The sequence below is a fragment of the Psychrobacillus sp. FSL K6-1415 genome, assembly GCF_038003185.1.
Classification (GTDB): domain Bacteria; phylum Bacillota; class Bacilli; order Bacillales_A; family Planococcaceae; genus Psychrobacillus; species Psychrobacillus psychrodurans.
In genome coordinates, this window is record NZ_JBBOOQ010000001.1 from 1,247,064 (window position 1) to 1,271,470 (window position 24,407).

22 protein-coding genes are annotated in these 24,407 nt (G+C 36.3%); 12 read left to right on the forward strand and 10 right to left on the reverse strand.

Translation table 11 applies throughout. The features are described from left to right. Positions 1-10: 10 nt before the first annotated feature. The 4 genes from MKY60_RS05735 to MKY60_RS05750 are packed head-to-tail and all read left to right on the forward strand — an operon-like array spanning position 11 to position 6,225. A complete protein-coding gene (locus MKY60_RS05735; protein WP_093494341.1) occupies positions 11-1,003 on the forward strand; it encodes an AAA family ATPase in 993 nt (330 codons plus the stop codon). Next, positions 1,000-1,875: a DUF58 domain-containing protein gene (locus MKY60_RS05740; RefSeq protein ID WP_340879309.1), complete on the forward strand. Its 876-nt coding sequence runs from the start codon at positions 1,000-1,002 to the stop codon at positions 1,873-1,875. Before MKY60_RS05735 ends, MKY60_RS05740 begins: the two co-directional genes overlap by 4 nt. Positions 1,876-1,886: 11 nt before the next feature. Continuing rightward, on the forward strand, positions 1,887-3,644 hold the full coding sequence (locus tag MKY60_RS05745; RefSeq protein ID WP_340929023.1) for a vWA domain-containing protein: 1,758 nt from the start codon (positions 1,887-1,889) through the stop codon (positions 3,642-3,644). Then, positions 3,628-6,225 carry a VWA domain-containing protein gene (locus MKY60_RS05750; RefSeq protein ID WP_340929025.1) on the forward strand — a complete coding sequence of 866 codons (2,598 nt, stop codon included), beginning with the start codon at positions 3,628-3,630 and terminating at the stop codon, positions 6,223-6,225. The genes MKY60_RS05745 and MKY60_RS05750 overlap by 17 nt, the downstream gene beginning before the upstream one ends. A 205-nt stretch (positions 6,226-6,430) precedes the next feature. Here the strand turns inward: MKY60_RS05750 and MKY60_RS05755 are convergent, their stop codons facing one another. From MKY60_RS05755 to MKY60_RS05780, 6 genes are all read right to left on the reverse strand, one after another. After that, positions 6,431-7,615 carry an MFS transporter gene (locus tag MKY60_RS05755; protein WP_093494345.1) on the reverse strand — a complete coding sequence of 395 codons (1,185 nt, stop codon included), beginning with the start codon at positions 7,613-7,615 and terminating at the stop codon, positions 6,431-6,433. Between the two features lie 473 nt (positions 7,616-8,088). Continuing rightward, positions 8,089-9,162: an ABC transporter substrate-binding protein gene (locus tag MKY60_RS05760; protein WP_340879312.1), complete on the reverse strand. Its 1,074-nt coding sequence runs from the start codon at positions 9,160-9,162 to the stop codon at positions 8,089-8,091. Next, complete coding sequence (locus tag MKY60_RS05765) at positions 9,159-9,962, reverse strand: ABC transporter permease (RefSeq protein ID WP_241596146.1); 804 nt, start codon at positions 9,960-9,962, stop codon at positions 9,159-9,161. Before MKY60_RS05765 ends, MKY60_RS05760 begins: the two co-directional genes overlap by 4 nt. Then, positions 9,946-10,770: an ABC transporter permease gene (locus MKY60_RS05770; protein WP_090563053.1), complete on the reverse strand. Its 825-nt coding sequence runs from the start codon at positions 10,768-10,770 to the stop codon at positions 9,946-9,948. The genes MKY60_RS05765 and MKY60_RS05770 overlap by 17 nt, the downstream gene beginning before the upstream one ends. Further along, a complete protein-coding gene (locus MKY60_RS05775; protein WP_090563050.1) occupies positions 10,760-11,866 on the reverse strand; it encodes an ABC transporter ATP-binding protein in 1,107 nt (368 codons plus the stop codon). Before MKY60_RS05775 ends, MKY60_RS05770 begins: the two co-directional genes overlap by 11 nt. A gap of 32 nt (positions 11,867-11,898) precedes the next feature. Further along, positions 11,899-12,441, reverse strand: a complete 543-nt coding sequence (locus MKY60_RS05780; protein ID WP_241596143.1) for a helix-turn-helix domain-containing protein — start codon at positions 12,439-12,441, stop codon at positions 11,899-11,901. Between the two features lie 427 nt (positions 12,442-12,868). On the opposite strand from MKY60_RS05780, the gene MKY60_RS05785 reads away from it, so the two are divergent. The 3 genes from MKY60_RS05785 to MKY60_RS05795 all read left to right on the forward strand — a co-directional run bounded on the left by MKY60_RS05785 (position 12,869) and on the right by MKY60_RS05795 (position 15,621). Then, on the forward strand, positions 12,869-13,315 hold the full coding sequence (locus MKY60_RS05785; protein WP_340929027.1) for a TlpA family protein disulfide reductase: 447 nt from the start codon (positions 12,869-12,871) through the stop codon (positions 13,313-13,315). Between the two features lie 76 nt (positions 13,316-13,391). Continuing rightward, positions 13,392-14,051: a potassium channel family protein gene (locus tag MKY60_RS05790; RefSeq protein WP_093494350.1), complete on the forward strand. Its 660-nt coding sequence runs from the start codon at positions 13,392-13,394 to the stop codon at positions 14,049-14,051. Between the two features lie 235 nt (positions 14,052-14,286). Beyond that, entirely contained in the window at positions 14,287-15,621 is a 1,335-nt protein-coding gene (locus tag MKY60_RS05795) for an amino acid permease (protein WP_340929028.1), read from the forward strand. On the opposite strand, the gene MKY60_RS05800 is transcribed toward MKY60_RS05795, so the two are convergent. From MKY60_RS05800 to MKY60_RS05810, 3 genes are all read right to left on the reverse strand, one after another. Beyond that, on the reverse strand, positions 15,618-16,244 hold the full coding sequence (locus MKY60_RS05800; protein ID WP_340929029.1) for a LysE family transporter: 627 nt from the start codon (positions 16,242-16,244) through the stop codon (positions 15,618-15,620). The two genes, MKY60_RS05795 and MKY60_RS05800, sit on opposite strands and share 4 nt — an antisense overlap. Positions 16,245-16,579: 335 nt before the next feature. Then, on the reverse strand, positions 16,580-18,247 hold the full coding sequence (gene rnjA, locus MKY60_RS05805; protein ID WP_093494353.1) for a ribonuclease J1: 1,668 nt from the start codon (positions 18,245-18,247) through the stop codon (positions 16,580-16,582). A gap of 3 nt (positions 18,248-18,250) precedes the next feature. Next, positions 18,251-18,460: a DNA-dependent RNA polymerase subunit epsilon gene (locus MKY60_RS05810; protein ID WP_090563028.1), complete on the reverse strand. Its 210-nt coding sequence runs from the start codon at positions 18,458-18,460 to the stop codon at positions 18,251-18,253. Positions 18,461-18,888: 428 nt separating this feature from the next. Between MKY60_RS05810 and MKY60_RS05815 the strand changes: the two genes are divergently transcribed. Both MKY60_RS05815 and MKY60_RS05820 read left to right on the forward strand, forming a co-directional pair. Continuing rightward, positions 18,889-19,662: a Cof-type HAD-IIB family hydrolase gene (locus MKY60_RS05815; RefSeq protein WP_340929031.1), complete on the forward strand. Its 774-nt coding sequence runs from the start codon at positions 18,889-18,891 to the stop codon at positions 19,660-19,662. A 13-nt stretch (positions 19,663-19,675) separates the two neighbouring features. Next, positions 19,676-20,605, forward strand: a complete 930-nt coding sequence (locus MKY60_RS05820) for a carbohydrate kinase family protein (RefSeq protein WP_093494355.1) — start codon at positions 19,676-19,678, stop codon at positions 20,603-20,605. Positions 20,606-20,736: 131 nt separating this feature from the next. On the opposite strand, the gene def is transcribed toward MKY60_RS05820, so the two are convergent. Beyond that, complete coding sequence (gene def / locus MKY60_RS05825) at positions 20,737-21,294, reverse strand: peptide deformylase (RefSeq protein WP_090563020.1); 558 nt, start codon at positions 21,292-21,294, stop codon at positions 20,737-20,739. A 133-nt stretch (positions 21,295-21,427) separates the two neighbouring features. Here def and MKY60_RS05830 point away from each other — a divergent pair, with 133 nt between their 5' ends. From MKY60_RS05830 to MKY60_RS05840, 3 genes are all read left to right on the forward strand, one after another. Continuing rightward, the gene (locus MKY60_RS05830; protein ID WP_269915651.1) at positions 21,428-22,075 is read left to right on the forward strand and encodes a YkyA family protein; all 648 of its coding nucleotides are present in this window, start codon (positions 21,428-21,430) and stop codon (positions 22,073-22,075) included. A 233-nt stretch (positions 22,076-22,308) separates the two neighbouring features. Further along, positions 22,309-23,421 carry a pyruvate dehydrogenase (acetyl-transferring) E1 component subunit alpha gene (pdhA, locus tag MKY60_RS05835; protein WP_093494357.1) on the forward strand — a complete coding sequence of 371 codons (1,113 nt, stop codon included), beginning with the start codon at positions 22,309-22,311 and terminating at the stop codon, positions 23,419-23,421. A 3-nt stretch (positions 23,422-23,424) separates the two neighbouring features. Further along, positions 23,425-24,402: an alpha-ketoacid dehydrogenase subunit beta gene (locus MKY60_RS05840; RefSeq protein ID WP_090563011.1), complete on the forward strand. Its 978-nt coding sequence runs from the start codon at positions 23,425-23,427 to the stop codon at positions 24,400-24,402. The last annotated feature ends 5 nt before the right edge of the window (positions 24,403-24,407 follow it).

The window sequence follows — 24,407 nt, forward strand, 5'->3', positions numbered from 1 at the left end:
GGAGGGAAATATGACTTTTACAACAGAAGACTATATGAATATGAGTAATCGTTTAGGCGATGTTCGAACTGAAATAGGTCAATTTATCGTTGGTCAAAAGGAGGCAGTCGAGTTTTCTATTTACTGTGTGTTAGCAGATGGGCATGCTTTACTAGAAGGTTTACCTGGGTTAGGTAAAACGATGCTCATACGAACAGTTTCGGAAGTTTTAGATTTATCCTTTTCTCGTATTCAATTTACTCCGGATTTAATGCCATCGGATATCACTGGTACGAGTATGATTGAAAGATTAGAAAATGGAAAACAACAATTTACCTTTCAAAAAGGACCAATTTTTAGCCAAATGGTATTAGCAGATGAGATAAATCGAGCAACACCTAAAACACAAAGTGCACTTCTAGAAGCAATGGGAGAAAAAACAGTCACCGTGCTTGGGGAAACCAAACAAATGGATAGACCTTTTTTCGTTCTTGCTACTCAAAATCCAATTGAAATGGAAGGAACCTATCCATTACCAGAAGCTCAAATGGACCGTTTCTTATGTAAAATACTTGTATCGTATCCTTCCAAAGCCGAATTAATGGAAATAACTAAACGTACGACGGGTGGGCAAACGATTCTATTGAATAAAATAATGAATGCAGAGGAAATAGTACATGCCCAGCAGATGGTAAAGGAAGTACTTATAGCAGATGATATGTTGGAATACGCAGTGGATATCATTGCAGCGACACATCCCGAAGAAGCTAACATTCCTGAAATTGCTCAGTATGTTCAATATGGAAGTGGTCCACGCGGATTACAAAGTTTGATCAAGCTTGCTAAAGCCAGAGCGCTAGTTGCTGGGCGTTATCATGTATCAATTGCAGATATTAAAACAGTTGCTAAGCCTGTATTGAGACATCGTTTATTACTTAATTATGAAGGGGAAGCAGAAGGGAAAACAGCAGATGAACTGATTGACCTTATCCTACAAACTGTTAAGCAAGGACAAGCTATATGATTGATGAACAATTAGTTCCAAAGGATTGGGCTGGGAAACTAAGTAGATTATCGATAACAACTAAATCGAAACTAAGAGGTCAGCATAAAGGTTCTCATCGCTCACAACGTTTTGGTGCTTCGTTAGACTTTTCAGACTTTAGGGAATACTCACCTGGTGATGATGTACGGCAAATAGATTGGAATGTGTATGCACGTACAGATAAGTATTTTATCAAACGGTTTTTAGACGAACAAGAAATGCGAGTGCATATTTTACTTGATACTACAAAGTCAATGGGGCAACCTATTAAATGGAACTTTGCTAAACAATTAGCAGCATCTTTGGGAATTCTTGTACTTCAGAGGGACGATCGATTATCCTTTTCAGCTGTTAGTGAAGGTAAGAAGTCCCCTTTCAGAAGAAAGGGAGCAACCTACCGGAAAGCCTTCATCCAAACTATTTCTGATATAGACGAGCCAGCTATGAGTTCTTCTTTTACCGATCATGCACTTCCATTTCTACCAAAGGATAGTACAGTTTTATTTGTCGTAACGGATTGCCTGGAAAGTATTGAGTCATGGGAAAAATTCCTTCAAAAGCTACCAAAATTTGCTGGCGATATTCGAGTTTTACAAGTTGTTACTGGTGAAGAGTTAGATCCATCTTATGGTGGAGATGTGCAATTGGAGGATATTGAAACTTCTGAACAAGTAAATGTATCGATATCTTCTGGAGTACTAGAAGCATATCATCAGGAAAGAAAAGAGCACCAACAGCGAATAGAACTACTTTGTCATAGGTTTGGTATTAAATTACTTCAAGTTAATGCAGATGAAGGCATTTCGCATACGATGTTTCATCAGTTACTACGAGCAAATTGGGTGCAATGAGGTGATAAGGTTTGGGTATTAATCAATTAATATATGCTTGGACAGCAATTTTCCCAATCGCTGTACTTCTTTATTATTTTTTCCGAAAAAAGTATGTAAAACAATCTGTTTCTTCTACTTTATTTTGGCAGGAGGCAATGAAGGAAACAAAAGCTTCTCCTTATTTGCAACATCTGCAGCGTAATGCTTTGTTTTATCTACAAATGGTTGCAATGATTTTACTTGTTCTAGCACTACTTCAACCATATTGGAAAACGAAAGCTATTGCTGGAGAACAGATTGTATTTATCGTAGATACTTCTGCAACAATGAAAGTAAATGCGAATAATTCTACTTCTCTTTTTGAACAACATAGAAAGAAAATGCTTGAACTAGTCGAGCAATTATCAGGCAAACCACTTACTTTAATCACAACTGGAAATGAACCAACTGTCCTATTACGTCAAGAAACAAATACAAATCAAATGGTAAATGAAATTAAGAATCTAGAAATAAGCTATGAAGCAGAAAATATGTCAAAATCATTGGATTTTGCCCAATCTTTTTTCCAAAACAAAGCGACCTCTGTATATATTTTTACTGATGAATTAGACAGACAATCACTTCCTTTGCAGCATGAAAATGTAAGCTGGAATGTCGAAGCTTTAACGACAGATATTACGAATGTATCTATTAAACGTTTTGGTGCAACAGAAACTAAAAATGGAATCTCTACGCTAGTTCAATTGGAGAATCAGTCAAATAAGGAGTTCACAACTGAGCTTACAATATCAAATGAAGAGAAGAGATTAATGACTGAAGAAGTTATATTACCACCAAAGGAAACAATTACGTTGTCATTTGAACAGCTTAGTACCTCAAGTTATTTGAAAGCAAGTATAGACATCAAGGATTCTTACCTATTAGATAATGAGACGATCGTTTTTATGCAAGATCAATTGACTAATGTTTTCATAGACAGCTCCATTCATACGCTAGTACGAACTGCCTTCCAATCATTAGATATTAATGTGAGCAGTGTACCCTCAGAACAAGTAGAGTTGTTAAAGGAAAAAGGTATAATTGTTACCAATCAATTTGGAATAGATGATGAAAACGAGAAACCGACTTTGTATATAGGGAGGAATGATGTATCACCAAAAGAAGTAAATGGAATAGTGAAGACAAACGACTCTCCTTTGTTTGCGTTTGCTGATTTATCAGATATATATGTAAGCTCATTATATCCTCCTGTAGACGGTTATACTACTATTGCTACTGTTGGGGACAATCCTTTTATCCAGACCTCTGAAACCGGAGATATTATTATCCTTGCAGATATTCAAATGACGGATTGGCCATTAAGTCCTACGTTCCCCCTTTTCATGTGGAGTGTGAAGGAGTATCTTTCAGTGGGAAGTGATTACATAGGAACATTCACTCCAAACGAGCGAAAGCCTCTATCACTTGGAGCTACAGAGGAGTGGGAAATTTATACGATGGGTGATGAGTATGAATATACCATTGAAAATGGTGGGAAATTCCTTGCACCAAGTGAACCAGGTTTATATGCACTGCGTTCGAACGATATCGTGAAAAACCTTTCTGTTATATTGCCACAAGAAGAAAAAGTGATTGATAAAGGAACTTCATATAAAGTAAACAACCAGCAGACAAATGGGGAGGATGACTACCAAGCTCATTCCTTTGTTCCTTATCTATTAATCTTATTAGTAATATTATTCGTTATAGAGTGGGAGGTGCAAAGACGACGTGGATTTACGAGTTGACCAACCACTGTGGCTATTGCTACTAATTCCTATTGGTATTTATTTTATTTGGACTTGGAAAAAAGATAAAAAGTCATTAAAAAAAGAAGGGAAAATAGTATTTTGTATAAGAATTATAGCAATTCTCTGTCTGATATTAGGTATTACTAATCCGTATTTATTATTACCTATTAAGGAAGAACAGGTTCTATTTTTGATAGATCGTTCTGCTTCCTTACAAGGGACTGATCAGCAAATAACAGAATGGATAGACGAAAGCTTACAATCTAAAAAGTCTTCTCATTTAGTAGGTGTATATACGTTTGCAGAGAACTTTCAAACAGAAATTGCCTTAACCGATGAAGAAATAAATTTACCTGTTTTTAGCCCCATGGCAGAAGCAGGAAATACTGATCTAGCAAAAGCCCTACAGCTTTCAACAGGCATTGTAGAGCCTAACAAGGCAACACGAATTGTTCTCTTTACGGATGGGTTAGAAACGGTTGGTTCTGTCAAAGATGAAATTGTGAAAATTGCTGGAGGAAATGTCACGATAGACGTTGTTCAAAGGGCAAGATTGTCGTCGGAAGATGTCGCAATTACTTCTTTTGAGACACCGCCGGTAGCATTTGAAGGTGAGCAACAACAACTGAATGTCACACTAGAAGCGACAAGTGATTCAGCTGCTGAGTTACTTCTATATCAAAATGATCAGCTAATAACAAGAGAACAAATTAAAATAGAACCAGGAACTAATACGTATACATTTCGAAATGCATCTAAGGGGGAAGGACTACTTAAATATGAAGCTCAAGTAGTTCTTGCAGAAGATGGGCTGATTGAGAATAACAAGCTGACAAGTGTTACAAATGTAGAGAGCTCTCCTCGACTGTTAGTAGTCACTCATGATGGTAATTCTTCTAATATCGCAGCTGTGATTGACCAACAGGCAATTTCAACAGACGTTATTGATGCTAGCGTGTTGCCTTTCGATCTATCGAATTATTTAGCATATGATGCGATTATATTTGATAATGTACCAGGTCACGTCGTTGGTGAACAAAAGATGACAGTAATTGAACAGGCGGTGAAAAATTTTGGTGTCGGCTTTATGATGGTTGGAGGGAAAAATAGCTTTGGTTTAGGAGGCTATTTTAAGAGTCCGATTGAACGTTTATTACCAGTTGAGATGGAGATAAAAGGAAAGCAGCAACTTCCTTCACTTGGGTTAATCATCGTGATGGACCGATCTGGTAGTATGAGTGGAACAAAATTAGAATATGCGAAGGAAGCAGCGGCACGTTCTGTGGAAATGCTTCGAGAAGGAGATACACTTGGTTTTATCGCATTCGATGATCGACCGTGGGAAATTATTGAAGCCGCTCCATTAAATGATCAAGAGTCTGCGGTTGAAAGTATACTATCAGTAGGGCCAGGTGGGGGAACAGAAATTTATACGAGTCTAGCTGCAGCATACGAAAAACTATCTCCTCTCAAACTTCAGCGAAAGCATATTATATTATTGACGGATGGACAATCAGCTACAAGTAATGATTATCAAACGTTAATAGAGAATGGGACAAAGGAGTTAATAACTGTTTCCACCGTTGCTGTTGGCCAAGATGCGGATAGGGCATTATTGGAAAGTTTAGCAGAAATGGGAGGGGGAACGTTTTATGATGTCCAGGATGAATCCACCATTCCAGCGATAATGTCCACCGAGACAGCAATGATTTCGAGGACTTATATTGAAGATAATCCGTTCTACCCAACTATTTATGGGGACGCAGCATGGACGAGCTTATTTTCAGAAGGAGTGCCGCAATTGAATGCTTATATTGCAACTACACCGAAACAAACAGCATCCATTATTGCTGAAAGTGAAAAAGAGGATCCAGTATTAGTTGAATGGATGTATGGACTCGGTCGGACTATAGCATTTACATCGGATTCAACAGGTGAGTGGAGCGGTGACTTTGCAAGATGGAAGAATTGGGGAGACTTTTGGAATACGGCTGTATCAAGGTTGTTACCAGCCTATAGTGAGGTGCCCTTTTCCATCCAAAAATCAGCAGACGAATCATTTATCGTTACGGATCCATCTGGCAAGTCGTCATTTTTGGAGGTAGCTGCTGTCAATGAAAAAGGAGAAGAGCTTTCAGTTACAAGCGAAGCACTTGCGCCTGGTAAAGCAAGAGTAACGGTAGATAGTGATCCCGGACTTGTGTTCTTCCGTATTTCAAATGAACAAGATGCTGTATATCAAGCAGGTATTTCCATTCCTTATAGTGAGGAATACAAAATACAAAAGCCGAGTACAGAAACTCTAGAGATGATTACTAACAGAACGAATGGAAAGCTACTAACGGAACCTTCTGAAGTATTCCGTGAAATGGAACTATCTAGCTCAGAGAAACAATCTATCCAACACTTTCTTTTATTGGTAGCTATCATATTGTTCTTTATTGATATCACGATTAGAAGATTCGGATTCAATCTATTATTTGCTCCGTTCAAAAAATCTAGGAAAAAGTTAGAGCCAGTAAATTCGACTACTACAACGAATGTAGGAAAGTTAGTTAGAGAAAAGAAAAAAAGATAAGTAGCATAAAATTAACCGTTCGAATTAAATGAAGTCATTGAAGTAAATGAAAATTAGATCACCTCGAGGAGTCCTACTTTTATTAAATGGGATATTCACTTGGGAATGCCTAAAGAAAAAAAGAGGGGGGGTAGTCGTGACGTCAGTCACGACTACCCCCTTTAAAAACAGTCAGTATATAGCATTCAATAGTCTGCTTTTACTATTAAACAACTGGTTTCTTTCTTTTAATCCACACAAGTGTGATTGCCCAAGAAGCTAATAAAATAACGGATCCTACGATGAATGGATAATTAATATTAATATCAAAAAACATTCCTGCAAGAGCTGGACCAATCATACTTCCTAAACTCATATAAGCATTATTCATACCTGCAGCAAAACCTTGCTCATTCCCTGCCAATTTAGATATAACAGTATTAACTGCTGGACGAATGAGTGTAGTAGCAGTCGAAAATATCGATGCAACAACTAATACAAGGGCAAAACCATCTACCACGAAGAACAGTAGAAAAGCTATAGCAGCAACTACTAGATTGACTAGGATAACATTTAATTCACCAAAACGTTTAAATAGTTTCTCAACTACTAAGGTTTGTACGATAACACCTATAAATCCACCTACAGTTAAAACAACAGCTATATCTTGAGGAGTGTAATTATACTTATGATCTACATATAATGAAAATGTCGTTTGGAAATTTGCTATACCGAAAGTGAAAACAAATATGATAACTAACATCATAAAGTAAGGAGTTTTCAATGAATTTTTCATTTGTGTTAATATATTTTCACGTTTTTTAGGCTCTGGTGGAGTCTCCGAAATAGCATTTTTAATATCAGGTAGAATAATAACTGAAACAACAGCTGCAATTACAGCTGCAATAGAAGCCATATAAAACGGGAATGTTAAACTGACTTTTGCTAAAAATCCTCCTAGCGCTGGCCCAATCATAAATCCTAAAGACATTGATGCCCCTAAAAAACCCATTCCTTTTCCACGTTCTTCTAAAGTGGTTATATCTGCTACAAATGCCATAGTCGCTGGAACTAAAAAAGCACCTCCAATACCACTTATAAACCGTGCAGAGTATAACATCCATTCGTGAGTAGCTAGTCCAAACCATAATTGAGAGGCAGAGAAAATGATTAGTCCCACAATGATTAGTTTTTTTCGTCCTAATGTATCAGATAGATCACCAGCTAATGGTGAAAATAAAAACTGACCAAAAGCAAAGGAAGCAATAATAAAGCCTAATGCCTGACCAGCGACTCCAAATGTTTCTAGATATTGAGGCATTACTGGTATTACTAATCCTATCCCAGACATTGCTATAAACATATTAAACATTAATATATATAATGCAGAGTTGTTTGTTTTCTTTGTCATAAAATTCCTGCTTTCTGTAAATACTTTCTACACGTCTATCGATTCTACCATATTCCTCAAAGAATAAAAACTTTCGTGTAACGAATTATATGATTTTTGACATAAGAAAAACCGAGTGAAAAGAGTCTGTTCCTCTTTGGGAAGGTATATATGCAGTTGATCCGCTCCGAGTGGACGTTTTCCATGGGCACGTCTTCAGCCGTTCCCCTTGCTCCTGCGCAAGCTCGTCGAAAAAAAATTTTCGAAGGCCACCAGCGAAGGCATTGGCCAAACTTTGTTTGGATAATGTCTTTGCGAAGTGTAATAATCTCAGGAGCTTAGGTTTTCCGAGCGAGGGGGCAAATGCAAACGCCCACTGCAAGAGTCCACCTGAAAGGGAAAACATTAGGATTATTCAATCACTCTTTCTTTAAAGTCCATCTACATTTTTATATGCGCAATAAAAAGAGCCGTCTTAGCGACGGCTCTCCAATTTAGTTAGTACTCATTTTAAATTCTAAAAATAGCTCGTTATATTTACCGAGCATTTCCAGACCTAAGTTTTTATAAACTTCCAAGTTTTCTCGTGCCTCTTCTGGAGGATAAAATCTTTCATCAGAAGTTACTTCTTCATCCATTAGCTCAACTGCTGCAGAGTTTGGTATCGAATATCCAACATAATCTGCGTTTTGTGCAGAAACCTCGGCATCTAACATAAAGTTGATAAACTCATGAGCTCCTTCAACATTGGCTGCTGTTTTAGGAATAACCATATTATCAAACCATAAATTAGATCCCTCTTGAGGAACTGCATAATTTAAATCTTCGTTTTCCCACATCATGTCTGCTGCTTGGCCAGAGAAAGTTATAGCTATTGAAGCTTCTTCGTTTATCATTAAAGGTGTTACTTCATCCCCGATAATTGCTTTTACATTTGGGGTCAATTCCTTTAGTTTCGCTGTAGCTTCCTTTAATTCTTTTTCATCCGTGGAGTTAAGGGAATAACCTAGGCTGTTTAAACCCATTCCAATGATTTCTCGTGCACCATCTACAAGTAAAATTTCTCCTTTTAAGGAAGGATCCCAAAGCGTTTCCCAACTCTCAAAGGTTTGTCCATCTAGTAGAGTAGGATTGAATACTACTCCAACTGTACCCCAAAAATAAGGGATGGAATATTTATTTTTTGGGTCAAATGCTAAATCTAAAAAATATGGATCAATGTTACTTAAGTTCGGAATTTTAGAATGATCAATTTCAAGCAATAAATCATTTTCTTTCATCTTATCAATCGCATACTCGGATGGTACCGCGATATCATATGAAGTTCCACCTTGTTCAATTTTCGTCATCATTGCTTCGTTGGAATCGAAAGTTTCATAAACAACGCGGTAGCCGGATTCCTCCTCAAATTGAGTGATTAAATCGGGATCAATATATTCACCCCAGTTAAAGATTGTCAATGTATCACTACCTGCATTACCCGAGCTTTGATTTAAATATTTGTTAACACCAAACAAAATGATACAAACAGCAACAATAGCTATGGATGCTCTTATTATTTCTTTCATTTTCGAACCCCCATTCCGACAGGGTTTTTCCCACGTTGGCTAACAAAGTAATAGCCAACAACGAGAAGAAGTGTCACGATAAAGACGATTCCAGATAATGCATTAATAGTTAACGTAATACCGGTTCTAGCCATCGAATAAATTTCGACAGAAAGTGTGCTAAAGCCATTTCCAGTTACAAAGAATGTTACTGCAAAATCGTCTAAAGAATATGTTAATGCCATAAAAAATCCTGCGAAAATTCCAGGTTTAATAAAAGGGATAATAACACGAGTCAAAATATCACGTTTAGTTGCTCCAAGATCTGCCGCTGCATCTATAAGCGTGCTATTCATCTCTTGTAGCTTAGGTAATACCATCAATACTACTATCGGAATACTAAATGCAATATGTGAGATTAATACAGATGCAAATCCAAGTTTTACTCCAATAGCAGTAAAGAGGATTAGGAAAGATGCCCCAATTACAACATCTGGACTAACGATTAGAACATTATTTAAAGAAAGGATAGATTTCCGCAGTGATTTATTTCTCATAAATACAATACCGATTGAACCGAAAACACCAATAATAGTTGCAATTAACGCCGAAAGTAATGCAACAATTACTGTGTTTAGAAGAATCATAATTAGACGGGTATCTGAAAAAACAGCAGCGTAATGTTCCCAAGTGAATGATTCAAAGCCATTCATGCTACCACCACTATTAAAAGAATAAAAAATCAAATAGAGGATTGGTGTATATAATACGATAAACACAAGGGCTAAGTAAAACTTTGCTGTCTTACTTGTTTTTTCCATTTGAATTAGCCCCCTTATCACGTTGACCAGTAATGATCATAATAATTACCATAAATATAATTAAGAAAACTGCGATAGTGGATCCCATTCCCCAGTTTTGTGTAACCAAAAATTGCTGCTCAATAGCTGTACCTAAAGTAATAACTTTATTTCCCGCGATTAAGCGAGTAATCATGAACAATGATAGGGAAGGGATGAATACAGCTTGAATCCCTGCTTTAACGCCATTAATTGTTAACGGTAGTATAACTTTTGAAAAAGTAGTCCAACTTGATGCTCCTAAATCTCGACTGGCATCTATTAAGGATGGATTTAATTTATCCAGAGAGTTAAAAATAGGTAAAATCATAAATGGAATAAATATATAGACCGCTACAAAGACGAAACTAAAATCTGTGAATAAAATTTGTGTTTCGCCAAATCCAAATACATTTAAAAATGCGTTCACTGGACCATATAAACCAAAAATACCGATAAATGCGTATGTTTTTAATAGTAAATTGATCCAAGAAGGAATAATGATTAACAGTAGCCATAATTGCTTATGTCTCGTTTTTGTGAGCAAATAGGCTGTTGGATAAGCAATAACTAAAGTGAAAAATGTTATTAAGAAAGCATACCAAAACGAACTAAGGGTTAGTTTTAAGTAAACAGATGTAAAAAAGTTTAGGTAATTGTCTAAAGTGAAATTTCCACTTAAATCGAAGAAGGAGTAATAGGCGATTAACGCGATTGGTGCAACAACAAATAATACAATCCATACATAATATGGTATTAAATAAAACGTTTTTGTGGTTTTAGTTTGCATATGCGTCTTCTCCATAAGACTCGAGACGTTTATCAAATTCTTCTTCTGTTTCATTTAAACGCATAACGTGAATAGCCTCCGGATCGAAATCTAAGCCTATAAACTCTCCAACGTCTGCCTTTTTGGTTGAGTGTACAAGCCACTCATTTCCTTCGTCATCGTAAGTAGAAAGTTCATAATGAACTCCTCTGAATAATTGCGTATCTACTTTTACCTTCATTTTCCCTTTTTCAACAGCTGTTATTTCTAAATCCTCTGGACGTATGACGATATCGACTTTTTCATTTGGATTAAGTCCTTGGTCCACACATTCAAACTCTTTCCCACCAATTTTTACGCGGAAATCGGCGACCATTGTACCCGAAACAATATTCGACTCTCCGATAAAGTCAGCCACATAACGATTAATCGGCTCATCGTAAATATCCATTGGCGTACCACTTTGCTCAATTTCACCTTCATTTAAAACGAAGATTTCATCAGACATTGCCAATGCTTCTTCCTGGTCATGTGTTACAAATATAAATGTTTTACCAAGTCTTTGCTGAAGTTCACGAAGTTCATATTGCATTTCTGAGCGTAATTTTAAATCCAATGCAGAAAGAGGCTCATCCAATAGAATAATTTCAGGATCATTTACAATTGCCCTTGCAATTGCCACACGTTGTCTTTGTCCACCTGACATTTCCGCTATTTCTCTTTTTTCGTAACCTACTAAGTTAACGAATTTTAGTGCTTCTATAACTTTTTGTTCAATTTCTTTTTTGCCCAGTTTTTTAATTCGAAGACCGAATGCTACATTTTCAAATACATTTAAATGTGGAAACAAAGCATAGTCTTGGAATACTGTATTTACTTGGCGTTCATTAGCAGGCACGTTATTGATGAGTTTTCCATTAAAGTAAATACTGCCACTCGTCGGCTGCATAAATCCAGCAATTAATCGTAAAATAGTTGTTTTTCCACAACCAGACGGACCAAGCAATGTGTAAAACTTCCCACGCTCTAGTTCTAAGTTGATGTTATTTAATACGGTCGTTTCTGCGTCATATGATTTTGTCACATTCTCAAAACGAATAATAGTATTATCAGACATAATATACCTCCATTGTTATATAAATAAGTTCCTTACAAATAAGAATTAGTTACGACGTAGATTACCTTAGCGATTTCCTCATCTGCATTTTGTAGAAGATGATTGTCAGCTGCTTCAAAATAAAGAGATTCACCAGCAGATGCAATATAGGTTTGCTTACCTAAAGTTAGGGTCACCTTACCTTGTAGAACATAGATGAAAGTCTCGGAAAGTGAAGGCTCAAATTGTTTAAATTGTCCACCAGGATCCAGTGAAATTAACACCGGTTCCATTTCATTTTCATTTGATTCTGAAATCAGCCAGTGGAGCTTGTACTTTTTTTCTTCGTCCAAGTAAACGGTCTGTTCTTCTGTTGGGTATACCACTTTCGTGCGTGATTGCTCGTCATCAAAAAAATCTTTTGGCTTGGAGCCAAGAACATTTAAAATCGAAAATAGTGTTTCTATAGAAGGAGAGTTTATATCTCTTTCTAATTGAGAGATAAATCCCTTGCTTAAGTCTGTTCTTTCGCCTAATTCTTCTTGTGTAAGACCTTTTTTTAAGCGTAACCTTTTTATTTTTTTCCCAATTTGCATATTTTTTAGGCTCCTTCGGAAATAAAATAGCATTATTTTCAAACAAAGTTTATTTTAACACAACTTAAAGTTTACTTTAACAATTTATTTGACGAATTTCAAAGTTTTTTTAAACTAGATAAAGTGAAACTTCTAACAGTGGGGTTTTCTGATGGAAATTAGAACTCAGACAAATAACACCGCATCGTGAGGCGATGCCCGAGTGACACATATCCTGTTGGACTAAGGCACTCGGGATGTGGATCACATAGATGAAGCCACATGACGTAGAGTTTTTCGTCTATGTTTTACGTTGAGCTTAGCAGCTATTCTCGATTTTCTCCCCAAAATTGAGTTAACGGTATTTCAGCTTGTAAATCGGGATAAACGCTATTTTTGGTGTACGCATATAATAAATGAATGCTTAAAGAAAGAAGGGATATTTGCAGTGAAGCTACGTACCAAAATACCATCATTTCCGACTGATTCGAGATGGATAAATGGGCATATAAACAATGAAAAGTTAATAGGGGAAAAGCCTGTTGTCGTTTACTTTTGGTCAGTAAGCTGCTCTTTATGTGGAGGAGCATATAATTACATTAAACAGTGGAAAGGAAAATATGGGGAGACTTTTCAACTTGTAGGTATTCATATGCCAAGATCTAAAGAGGACTTACAGGAGAAGCGTATAAAAGAGGCAATAAAAAAAGGACAGATGGAAGATTACATTTATCTTGACCACGAGCTGATCGTAACTAAACAATTTCAAAATCGAATTGTTCCTTCTTTTTATTTGTTTGATAAAAAGGGATTATTACGTCATATACAATCGGGAGAAACAGGTATGATGATGTTAGAAAAAAGATTACTTATGCTGATGAATGAGAACAAATAATGACTAATAGATTTCGTATCTATAAACTGATTGGATGTGGTAAACTTACTGTATTAGATATGTAGGGGGCATTAAAATGCACAAAGAATTTGTTGTAGTCGGTTTGGGGAGATTCGGCGGTAGTATTGTTAGAGAACTTATTGATCAAGGAGCGGATGTTATGGCAATTGATATAGCATCCGAGCGAGTAGATGAGTATGCGACTATCGCTACGCAAGCAGTAGTAGCTGATACAACAGATGAAGCTGTGCTTAAATCACTTGGAATCCGAAACTTCGAGCATGTTATAGTTGCAATTGGTGATGATATTCAATCGAGTATTCTCACTACCTTAATGCTAAAAGAGATTGGTGTTAAAAAAATCACTGCTAAAGCACAAAATGACTATCATGAAAAAGTGCTACGGAAAATCGGTGCAGACCAAGTAGTACATCCTGAGAGAGATATGGGTATTCGTATTGCTAATAATATCTTGTCCAATAATGTGTTGGATTACTTAGAGCTTTCCGATGAACATTCTATTATGGAAATAATCGTGAATGAGAAAATAGCGAGTAAATCGCTTATTGATTTAGATATCCGAGCAAGATATGGTATTAATATTGTGGCAGTCAAACGTGGGAAAAATATCATTGTTTCTCCACAGGCGGATGAAAAACTAATACTTAATGATATTTTAATCATTATTGGAGCAGATGTAGATATTATTCGTTTTGAAAAAAAAGTATTATCATAAAAAACAGTATTCTTAAGAGGTTGTTTGTGACTATGGTCATGAATAGCCTCTTTTCATTGAACAACCAGTATTGACTCTTCTAACCATTTAAATTCTCTGTAGTTCAGCACTATTTTATGCTGCATGGATGGCTAAGTGGAAAGAAATCTAAACTAATAGTAACCATACTTTTACAGTTATCTGGACACATAATTATAATTCCTCGTGAAAGACTAAGTTTACGAGGAGGTGCAACATGCCCAAAAAACAAGTTAACAATAAAGAAGAGGCCCATCTAACCTGGTGGCAGTTATCTCTTATTGGGGTAGGATGTATAATAGGGACAGGATTTTTCTTAGCATCTAGCATAGCGATTCAAATGACTGGCCCCTCCGTAATATTGGCTTTTATTATGGCCGCCTGTGCTACTTATATAGTGTTCGAAGCACTTGCTAAAATGTCTGCAAATGATCCACAAAAAGGATCATTTAGGACATATGCTAAAAAAGCTTATGGGCGATGGGCGGGCTTTAGTAGTGGGTGGGTTTACTGGTGTTCTGAAATTTTAATCATTGGCAGTCAATTGACAGCAATTTCTCTTTTGACTAAGCTTTGGTTTCCGAAGGTAGCTTTATGGATATTTGCTTTAATTTACGCAATTTGTGGATTACTTGTACTATTTATTGGAGCAAAAGCGTTTGGGAAATTGGAAAGTGTTTTCGCAGTAATGAAAATTGCTGCTATTTTTATGTTTATCGTCATTGCCATTTTGGCATTAACAGGGGTACTAGACGGCAGTCCAAAGGGAGATGTTCCTAGTAATTTAGAGGGTTTTTTCCCGAAAGGATTTTTAGGCTTTTGGAGTGCACTTTTATTTGCTTTTTATGCCCATGGTGGAATTGAAGTAATGGGAGTTATGGCAATTCATTTGAAAAAGAAAGAAGATGCTCCGAAGTCTGGTAAAGTCATGCTAGGCTTACTTGGTATAATATATATTACATCTCTTACTTTGGCATTATTATTAATGCCTTATACAAAGTTTAAGGAAGACAAGAGTCCATTTGTTACAGCTTTATCTGGTTTTAACCTAGACTTTTTCCCTCATGTGTTTACAGCTGCAATTATCATTGCCGGTTTTTCAACTATGTCTGCATCCCTTTTTTCAGTTACGACTATTCTTACAACCTTATCTGAAGAGGGTGATGCACCTGCAATATTTAGCAAGCAAACGAAAAAAAAGTTTAAGATGCCGTTACCAGCAATAGCACTAACTTCAGTAGGTCTTATTCTTTCAATAGTAACTTCTTTATTATTACCAGAAAAAGTCTATCAGTATATAACTACAGCAGCCGCCTTGATGTTGCTTTATAATTGGCTGTTTATCTTATCTATGTACCAAAGGCTAGTTGAAGCAACAAAAGCAGATAAGATAAAAAGAATAATAGGAATTATTCTTGTATCAGCAGCTGTTAGTGGTGCACTCTTCCATACAACTAGTAGACCAGGTTTTTTTATCAGTCTAGGATTTCTATCAGTTATTGCCATCATAGTGTTATTTTTACGCAAGAGATGGAAAGAAGATGAGATTTAAAAAAGTAGCTGGTAAGCTTGGATTCCAAAGTATATCCCAAAACCAAGCATTGAAAGAGATGAGATGATGGAGATTATGATTAAAAACTTATTCGATAGGAATTTACGTGCCCCACTTGATAGGAAGGCCATAAAAGTATCCCATAATATTATTCCTGCAATAATTGCAAAGCTGTATAAAAAAAGTTGACTTTCCGTAAGTTTTTGAGAAGCTTCTGCTAGAACAGAGCCAAATATACCTAACCAAAAAAGGATTGTTAATGGATTTAACAGAGATAGAAGGAATCCAGACGATAATGATTGTCTTAGTCTAATCTTTTTCTCTTTGCGAAAGTTTAACTTTATTTTATGTAGAGAGAATATACTTTCTATTCCAGTATAAGTTAGTACAAAACAGCCAAAAGACCAAAGCAATATTTTGATATATGGAGAATCAATAAATTGACCAACACCGAAATAGACCAATACCATATACAAAATATCTGCTAATAACGCCCCAAATCCAAAAATCCATGCGTGGAAAAAACCGTTTTTAATACCTGTATTTAATTGTGCAGCATTGACTGGTCCTACTGGAGCTGCTAAGGAAACACCTAAAAAAACATAAGCAAAGATAGAATTCATAATTGAGTCCCCCAAAGTAATGATATCTTTGTATGATATTCAGGAAGACGGGATTGTACAACTAAGCAAAGTAAAAGAAATCTCTTTATATTTTGTCATAAGAAAAACAGGGCTAAAGACGCCCGGTCCTCTCTGATCAGAAACCGAGCTATGTCGTTGATTGGGTGAAGAGTGGACACTTTCTGTGGACATGGCTTCGACCTCATGTTTTGCACCAACCAAGAGTTCATGTGACATTTTTATATACTTTTCTATCTTAATTAAAGAGAGTAAGCGCTCATTTTTATATTCTTAATAAAATCCCCTCAGAATCCATGGATTCTGAGGGGATTATTTTACACTTCCATAATGATTGGAAGTATCATTGGACGTCGTTTCGTCTTCTCATATAAATACGGACTTAGTACATCCGTAATTTCATTTTTCAATTCGGACCACTCTGTATCTTTACTTTGAATAGTATATCGTAAATGCTTGTTCAACATTTGTTGAGCCTCATTGATCATTGTTCCTGATTCACGCATATAAACGAATCCACGAGAAATAATATCAGGACCGGATACAATTTTTTTCTTTTCCATATCAGCACTTACGACAACAATAACTAATCCTTCTTCTGACAAGACACGGCGATCACGTAGAACAATATTACCTATATCACCAATACCACTTCCATCAATATATATATCACCAGAAGGGATGCGTCCAGCAACATGTGCTTCATTGGCACTTAAGGCTAGTACTTCGCCGTTTTCCATAATGAATGTATTATCCGGATCTACATCACAGTCTACGGCTAACTCAGTATGAATTTTCAACATACGATATTCTCCGTGGATCGGCATAAAGAACTTTGGCTTCATAAGGCGAAGCATAAGTTTATTCTCTTCTTGCGAACCATGACCGGAAGTATGAATATTGTTTAATGATCCGTGGATTACTTCAGCTCCTGCGCGGAATAGCAAGTTAATCGTACGATTGACACTCGCTCTATTTCCTGGGATTGGAGAAGAAGAAAATACTACTGTATCTCCAGGTTGAATCTGAATTTGTCGGTGTGTACCATTGGCAATACGTGATAATGCAGCCATCGGTTCCCCTTGACTACCTGTACAAAGGATCAATACTTCATTCGCCGGTAATCGATTCAATGCACTCGCATCCACAAAAGTTTCTTTTGGAGCAGTAATATAGCCAAGTTCACGACCGATTGTCATAGCATTATCCATGCTTCGACCAAATACAGCAATTTTACGACCATGAAGAACTGCTGCATCTGTTACTTGTTGAAGTCTATGAATATTAGAAGCAAAAGTAGCGAAGATTATACGACCATCTACTTTTCGGAAGATAGAATCCATGCTTTCTCCAACTTTACGTTCAGACATTGTAAAGTTCGGAATTTCGGCATTTGTACTATCCGATAGTAAGCATAAAACACCATCACGACCAATTTCTGCCATTTTCGTCAAGTTCGCAGGTTCACCTACAGGTGTAAAGTCAAACTTAAAGTCACCAGTATGTACAATATTACCTGGTGGAGTTTTGACAACAATCCCAAAAGCATCAGGAATACTATGTGTTGTACGATAGAAACTTACTGAAGTTTTTCTAAATTTAATAATATCTTCTTCTTGAATAACAATCATTTTTGTTTGACGTAGTAAGCCGTGCTCTTCTAATTTATTTCGTAATAAACCAAGCGCTAGCTTTCCTCCGTAAACTGGTACATTAAGTTGTTTTAAAAGATAAGGAATACCACCAATATGATCTTCATGACCATGTGTAATAAATAAACCTTTAATCTTATCGACATTTTTCACTAAATAAGTGTAATCAGGAATTACATAATCTATGCCTAGTAAGTCATCCTCTGGAAACTTAATACCAGCATCGATTAAAATAATTTCATCTTGAAATTGAACGCCATATGTGTTTTTGCCGATTTCGCCTAGTCCGCCGAGGGCGAAAACCGCAGTTTGGTCATTTTTTACAAATTTCATATATTAAATCTTCTCTACTTTGTAATTCTCGCTTGCTTGTTCGTACTCTAAATGATTACCTTCAAGCAACTGAATTAATTCGATATTGTATTTGCGGTCTATTAAAAGTGCACGAACTTCGCGCTCATTTTCTGCCTCTACATATAAACATTGTGTGTTTTCGCGAACTGGTACTTCTAGTGCATTCTCTTGATAATAAACTTTAAAAATCATTTTATACTCTCCTTTTTCACGTTCAAAATAAATCAATTCTCTTTATATTATCACGACACTTATTTAAAATAAAGAAAAGCCCTCCAATTTAGAGGGCAAAAGTATTTATCCCGCGTTAACGGGCAGTATAACTTCCCCTTTTGCGCTTTGTCCATGGACTGAAGCGTAATTGAGAGATTAACTACCCGTAAACGCCCGAATGATTCAACTAACAATCAGCGGGGATGCCACCCGACAGACTGAAGTTTCATTTTTATGCAATCGTTTTGTTTCTGAGCATTCCACCGAGCCGTCTCAACAATTTCCTTTTCAGGCGTTTCAACATGGCTATTCACTCCTTATAGAGTATTATATACTGTAGGGATAGATGTGTAAAGGATTTAGACGGAAAAGTCAAATAATTTGTATTTGAGAATGGAGAAATTATTATGAAAAACAAAATTTTATTTTTTGATATTGATGGAACTATTTTAGATCACGACAAAAATATTCCAAATGGTGTGGATGAAGCCCTTCAAAAAGCCAGAGATAACGGACATGAAATTGTTATTTCCACTGGACGTTCCCCTTTTACTGCTAAAACTGTATTAGATCGATTAAAAATAGATTCATTTGTTTGCTATAATGGACAAATTGTTCAGTTTAGAGGAAAGGTGCTACATAAAGGAATTCTTGCAGAGGAAGAGCTGACGCGTTTGACGGACTTTGCAAATGCTAGGAATCAACCATTGGTTTATATGGATAGTGATGAGATGGTTTCTAACTTCAAAGACCATCCCGATGTATTTGATAGTATTTTTACATTGAAGGTAGACTTGCCACGTTATGCAGAAGATTTCTTTTTAACCAATGATATTCATCAGGCACTAATCTTTTGCAGTTTTGAAGAGCAAAAAGAATATGAAGAAGCTTTTCCTAATTTGAAATTCGTCCGGTGGCATCGTGTTTCTTGTGATGTTCTTCCTAAGGGTGTTTCAAAAGCAAAAGGGATGGATCTTTTACTAAAGCATATTGGAAGAGGACCGGAAGATGCAGTTGCATTTGGAGACGGCTTAAATGATATTGAAATGCTTCAATTTGCTGGGACAAGTGTCGCTATGGGGAACTGTGTAGAAGAGTTAAAAGAACACGCCACTTTTGTTACGGATCATGTATCAGAGAGCGGACTAACTAATGCAATGAAAAAATTAAGTTTAATCTAAAGGAGTTTGTTTGATGTCCAAGAAGTTTGTCCTCATATTTGGGGATGCATTTGTCGACTATATTGCAGAAGACCAGAGTAATAGTCGATTTTCAAAGTTTTTAGGTGGAGCTACTGTTAATGTTGCTGCAGGTGTTGCTCGTCTCGGAGCAGCTTCCTCGTTTATAACCGTTACTGGGGAAAATGAAACCTCTGAATTTGTAAGAAATGAATTAATGGCTGAAGGTGTAGATTTATCTTTTTCACAAATTGTTCCGGAAAAAGAGGTAAGTGGAGTTTATGTTCACCTGTTGGAAAATAATGAACGTCATTTCGAACGTTATGTAGATGAGACACCTGATATCCAAGTGGACTTTTCCTCTATTAAAAGCGAGGCAATTGATCAGACATCAGTATTTCATTTCTGTTCAGGAACTCTATTTCATCCAACTGCTCTTATGACCACGAGAAAAATTGTTGAGAGTATGAACAAATCGAATGTTCTTATCTCCTTCGATGCTAATATTAGACCGTTACGTTGGAAGAGTGAAGAGATTTGTAAAGAAACTATTTGTTCTTTTTTTGATTTTGTAAATATATTAAAGTTAACCGAGGAAGAACTATTCTTTTTAACTAATACGACAACAATAGAAGATGGAATCGCACAGTTAAAGCCTTATAATATTGACGCAGTATTGATTACGATCGGTGCTGAAGGAACCTATGCAGTGATTAATGGGGAAGTCGAGCATGTTTCAGTAGAAAAAGTAATTCCCATAGATACAACCGGAGCTGGAGATGCTTTTGTCGCAGGTATTCTCTCTAAGATTTATTTGGAAGGGTACCCATCATCAATAGATGACTGGGTCAAGTATGTTTCGTTTGGCAATAAATTAGGTGGGATCTGTGCAACTAAATCTGGTGCATTATCTGCCATGCCGAGACTGATTGATTTGGAAAAATGAGTTTATCAATGGAAATCGCAAGGTCAGAGTGAAGAATCGCAATATAAAAAATATAAACCGCGACTAGAAACTCCAATTCAATACAAAAACGCCAGTTCTACACTTATAGGACTGGCGTTTTATGTATTGGTTTATTTTCGTTCATATGGAACAGAATCCGGAATAGGAGCGTATGGATTCTCTTTATTTATATGATCATAAAACATGATGCCATTTAAATGATCTAGTTCATGCTGAAAAGCTATAGCTGCTAGTCCTTTTAAACGTTTTTTGAAAGGAGTCCCGTCTGGGTAAAATCCTGTTGCAGTAATGCGCGCATATCTTGGGACATATCCTTCAATTACTTCATCAACAGACAAGCAACCCTCTCCAGCAGAAATATACGTTTTTTCAACAGAATGACTAATTATTTTAGGATTTACTGCCACAAAACTAACCTCTTCATTGTTTTCATCTTCTAAATGAAGAGCAAACATTCTTTTGTTAGCATTTACCTGTGGAGCTGCAATACCAATTCCTGGTCGTATTTTATATTTCTCTACCATTTCATCATCTTGACTGTTAATAACATATTCCAATAGCTCATTTGCTAGAGTTAAATCTTCTTCTGATAATGGGAAAGTTATTTCCTCAGTTTTTTTTCGTAAAGATGGATGACCATCTCTGACAATATTATTCATTAAAATCATTTTAATCGTCCTTTCAATGTTCATATATCTATTATAGCGAAATTTGACCATATACTAAACAAAAACAGCCTTTTTGTCAGTTGAAATTAATAGTTATTACAATTATAGTTGAATGGGTATAGGGGGTTCATTGATGAAAATAAGCAAATATATACTCATCTGCAGCATTATATTACTTCTTGCTGGCTGTAATTTTGGTGATTCGACAGAACAAAAGCTATCAACCATCTTATCAGAAATTTATGATCTGGAAGCCGATTATAGAGATGTACAAGAAGAATTAGCGGATACAGAGTCAAAAGAACAAGCAAACTTTCAACAGATGATGGAACTGACAAAAGATCAAAAAGAAGAACTTACGACAATGGTAGAAGATACTGCAACTCTATTAAAAACTAGATTAGCTTTAGTTGAAAAGGAAGCTGCCTCAATAAAATCAACTTCTGAAAGTATCAAACAAATAAGTTCACTTGTTTCTGAAACGAAAGAAGCTTCCGAAAAAGAAAGTCTAAAAGAAATAGAGACTTCTTTGAATGAGCGTATTAAAGCGTATGAAGAAGTTACGACTAACTATAATGAACTGGCTAATATGCAGCAGGAATTATACAAAATGTTAGTTGATGAATCTGCGGATGTAACTACAATACAAGAACAAGTTAAGGAAGTAAATTTGCATAACGAATTAGTTCAACAATCTGTCCAGAAGTTTAATGATGCAACTATCAGGGTAAATGAGGTTAAAGAAGAAGTGTTAACTTCGTTACAGAAAGATGCAAAATAAAAAAGCAGCTCAACGTAGAGCTGCTTTTTTATATAATTATAGTAATCTGATATAGTACAGACATAATTCGAGAGTGATACAGATTGTTAATATTACAATATTCCGACAATTAAATTCGTTTATTTCATATGATTGACCCAAGATTTATTCTTGAGTATACTAATAATGAAATATTGTTGTACTACTATATTTAGATGAAAATTTTAATACAGAAGAAAAGGAGAGATGTAATAATGGCTGCAAACAAACAAGCGCAGTTAGACCCTATGAAAACGCTTCACGAAATTGAAGATAAGTTTGAAATGTTTCAAATTTTAAATGAAGACGGGGAAATTGTGAACGAACAAGCAAATCCTAACTTATCAAATGAGGAATTAGTAGAGTTGATGAGCCGTATGGTTTATACACGTATTTTAGATCAGCGTTCTATTTCTTTAAACAGACAAGGACGTTTAGGCTTTTACGCTCCAACGGCAGGTCAAGAAGCTTCTCAACTAGCATCTCAGTATGCGCTTGAAAAAGAGGATTTTATTCTACCAGGTTACCGTGATGTACCTCAAATTGTTTGGCATGGCTTACCATTATGGCAAGCATTTCTATTCTCGCGTGGGCATTTTATGGGGAACCAAATTCCTGAAGGTGTAAATGTTTTCCCACCTCAAATCATTATTGGTGCACAATTTATCCAAGCAGCAGGTGTAGCGCTTGGTATGCAAAAACGTGGTAAAAAAGCGATTACGATTACTTATACTGGTGATGGTGGATCATCGCAAGGTGATTTCTATGAAGGTATTAACTTTGCTGGAGCTTTCCGAGTACCAGCAGTGTTTATCGTACAGAACAATCAATACGCGATTTCTACACCTCGTGAACTACAAACATCGGCAAAAACAATAGCTCAAAAAGGTATTGCTGCTGGTATTCCTAGTGTACTTGTTGATGGTATGGATCCTTTAGCTGTTTATGCGGTAACAAAAGACGCTAGAGAACGTGCAATTAATGGAGAAGGACCAACACTAATTGAAACTATGTGTTACCGTTACGGTCCTCACACGATGGCAGGAGATGATCCGACTCGTTATCGTACTTCAGAAACTGATTCTGAGTGGGAAAAGAAAGATCCATTAGTTCGTTTCCGTAAATACTTAGAAACAAAAGGTATTTGGAGTGAAGAAAAAGAAGCAGAAGTAATTGAAAAAGCTAAAGAAGAAATTAAAGAAGCAGTTAAAAAAGCAGATGCAGCACCTAAACAAAAGGTAACTGATTTGATTAATATTATGTATGAAGAAAATCCATATAACTTAGATGAGCAATTAGCTTACTACACAGAGAAGGAGTCGAAGTAACCGATGGCACAAATGACGATGATTCAAGCAATTACGGACGCACTCCGTACTGAGCTTAAAAATGATGAAAACGTTTTAGTCTTCGGTGAAGACGTAGGCGTTAACGGTGGAGTTTTCCGTGCAACAGAAGGATTACAAAAAGAATTTGGAGAAGATCGTGTGTTTGATACACCTCTTGCAGAATCAGGTATTGGTGGTCTTGCAGTAGGTCTTTCACTACAAGGGTACCGTTCTGTTCCAGAAATCCAATTTTTTGGCTTTGTTTTTGAGGTCATGGATTCTATAGCTGGTCAGCTAGCTCGCATGCGTTTCCGTACTGGAGGAGCTTTTAATGCACCAGTAACTATCCGTTCTCCATTCGGTGGTGGTGTACATACACCGGAAATGCACGCAGATAGCTTAGAACTTCTTATGACTTCAACACCTGGTGTGAAAGTTGTTATTCCTTCCACTCCATACGATGCAAAAGGATTGCTAATCTCAGCAATTCGCGATAATGATCCAGTAATTTATTTGGAGCATATGAAATTATATCGTTCTTTCCGTGGCGAAGTTCCTGAAGAAGAATATACAATTCCTCTTGGGAAAGCTGATGTAAAACGTGAAGGATCAGATTTAACTATTATTGCATATGGTGCGATGGTACATGAAAGCTTAAAAGCTGCAGAAGAACTTGAAAAAGAAGGACATTCTGTAGAAGTAATCGATTTACGTACTGTGCAGCCATTAGATATTGAAACAATTATTGCTTCTGTAGAAAAAACAAGTCGCGCAATGGTTGTTCAAGAAGCGCAAAAGCAAGCTGGTATTGCAGCTAACGTTGTAGCAGAAATTACAGAACGTGCAATTTTAAGCTTAGAAGCACCTGTATTACGTGTAACTGCTCCTGATACTGTTTTCCCGTTCTCTCAAGCAGAAACGGTTTGGTTACCAAGTTCTAAGGATATAGTAGAAACAGCTAAAAAAGTTTTAACATTCTAATACAA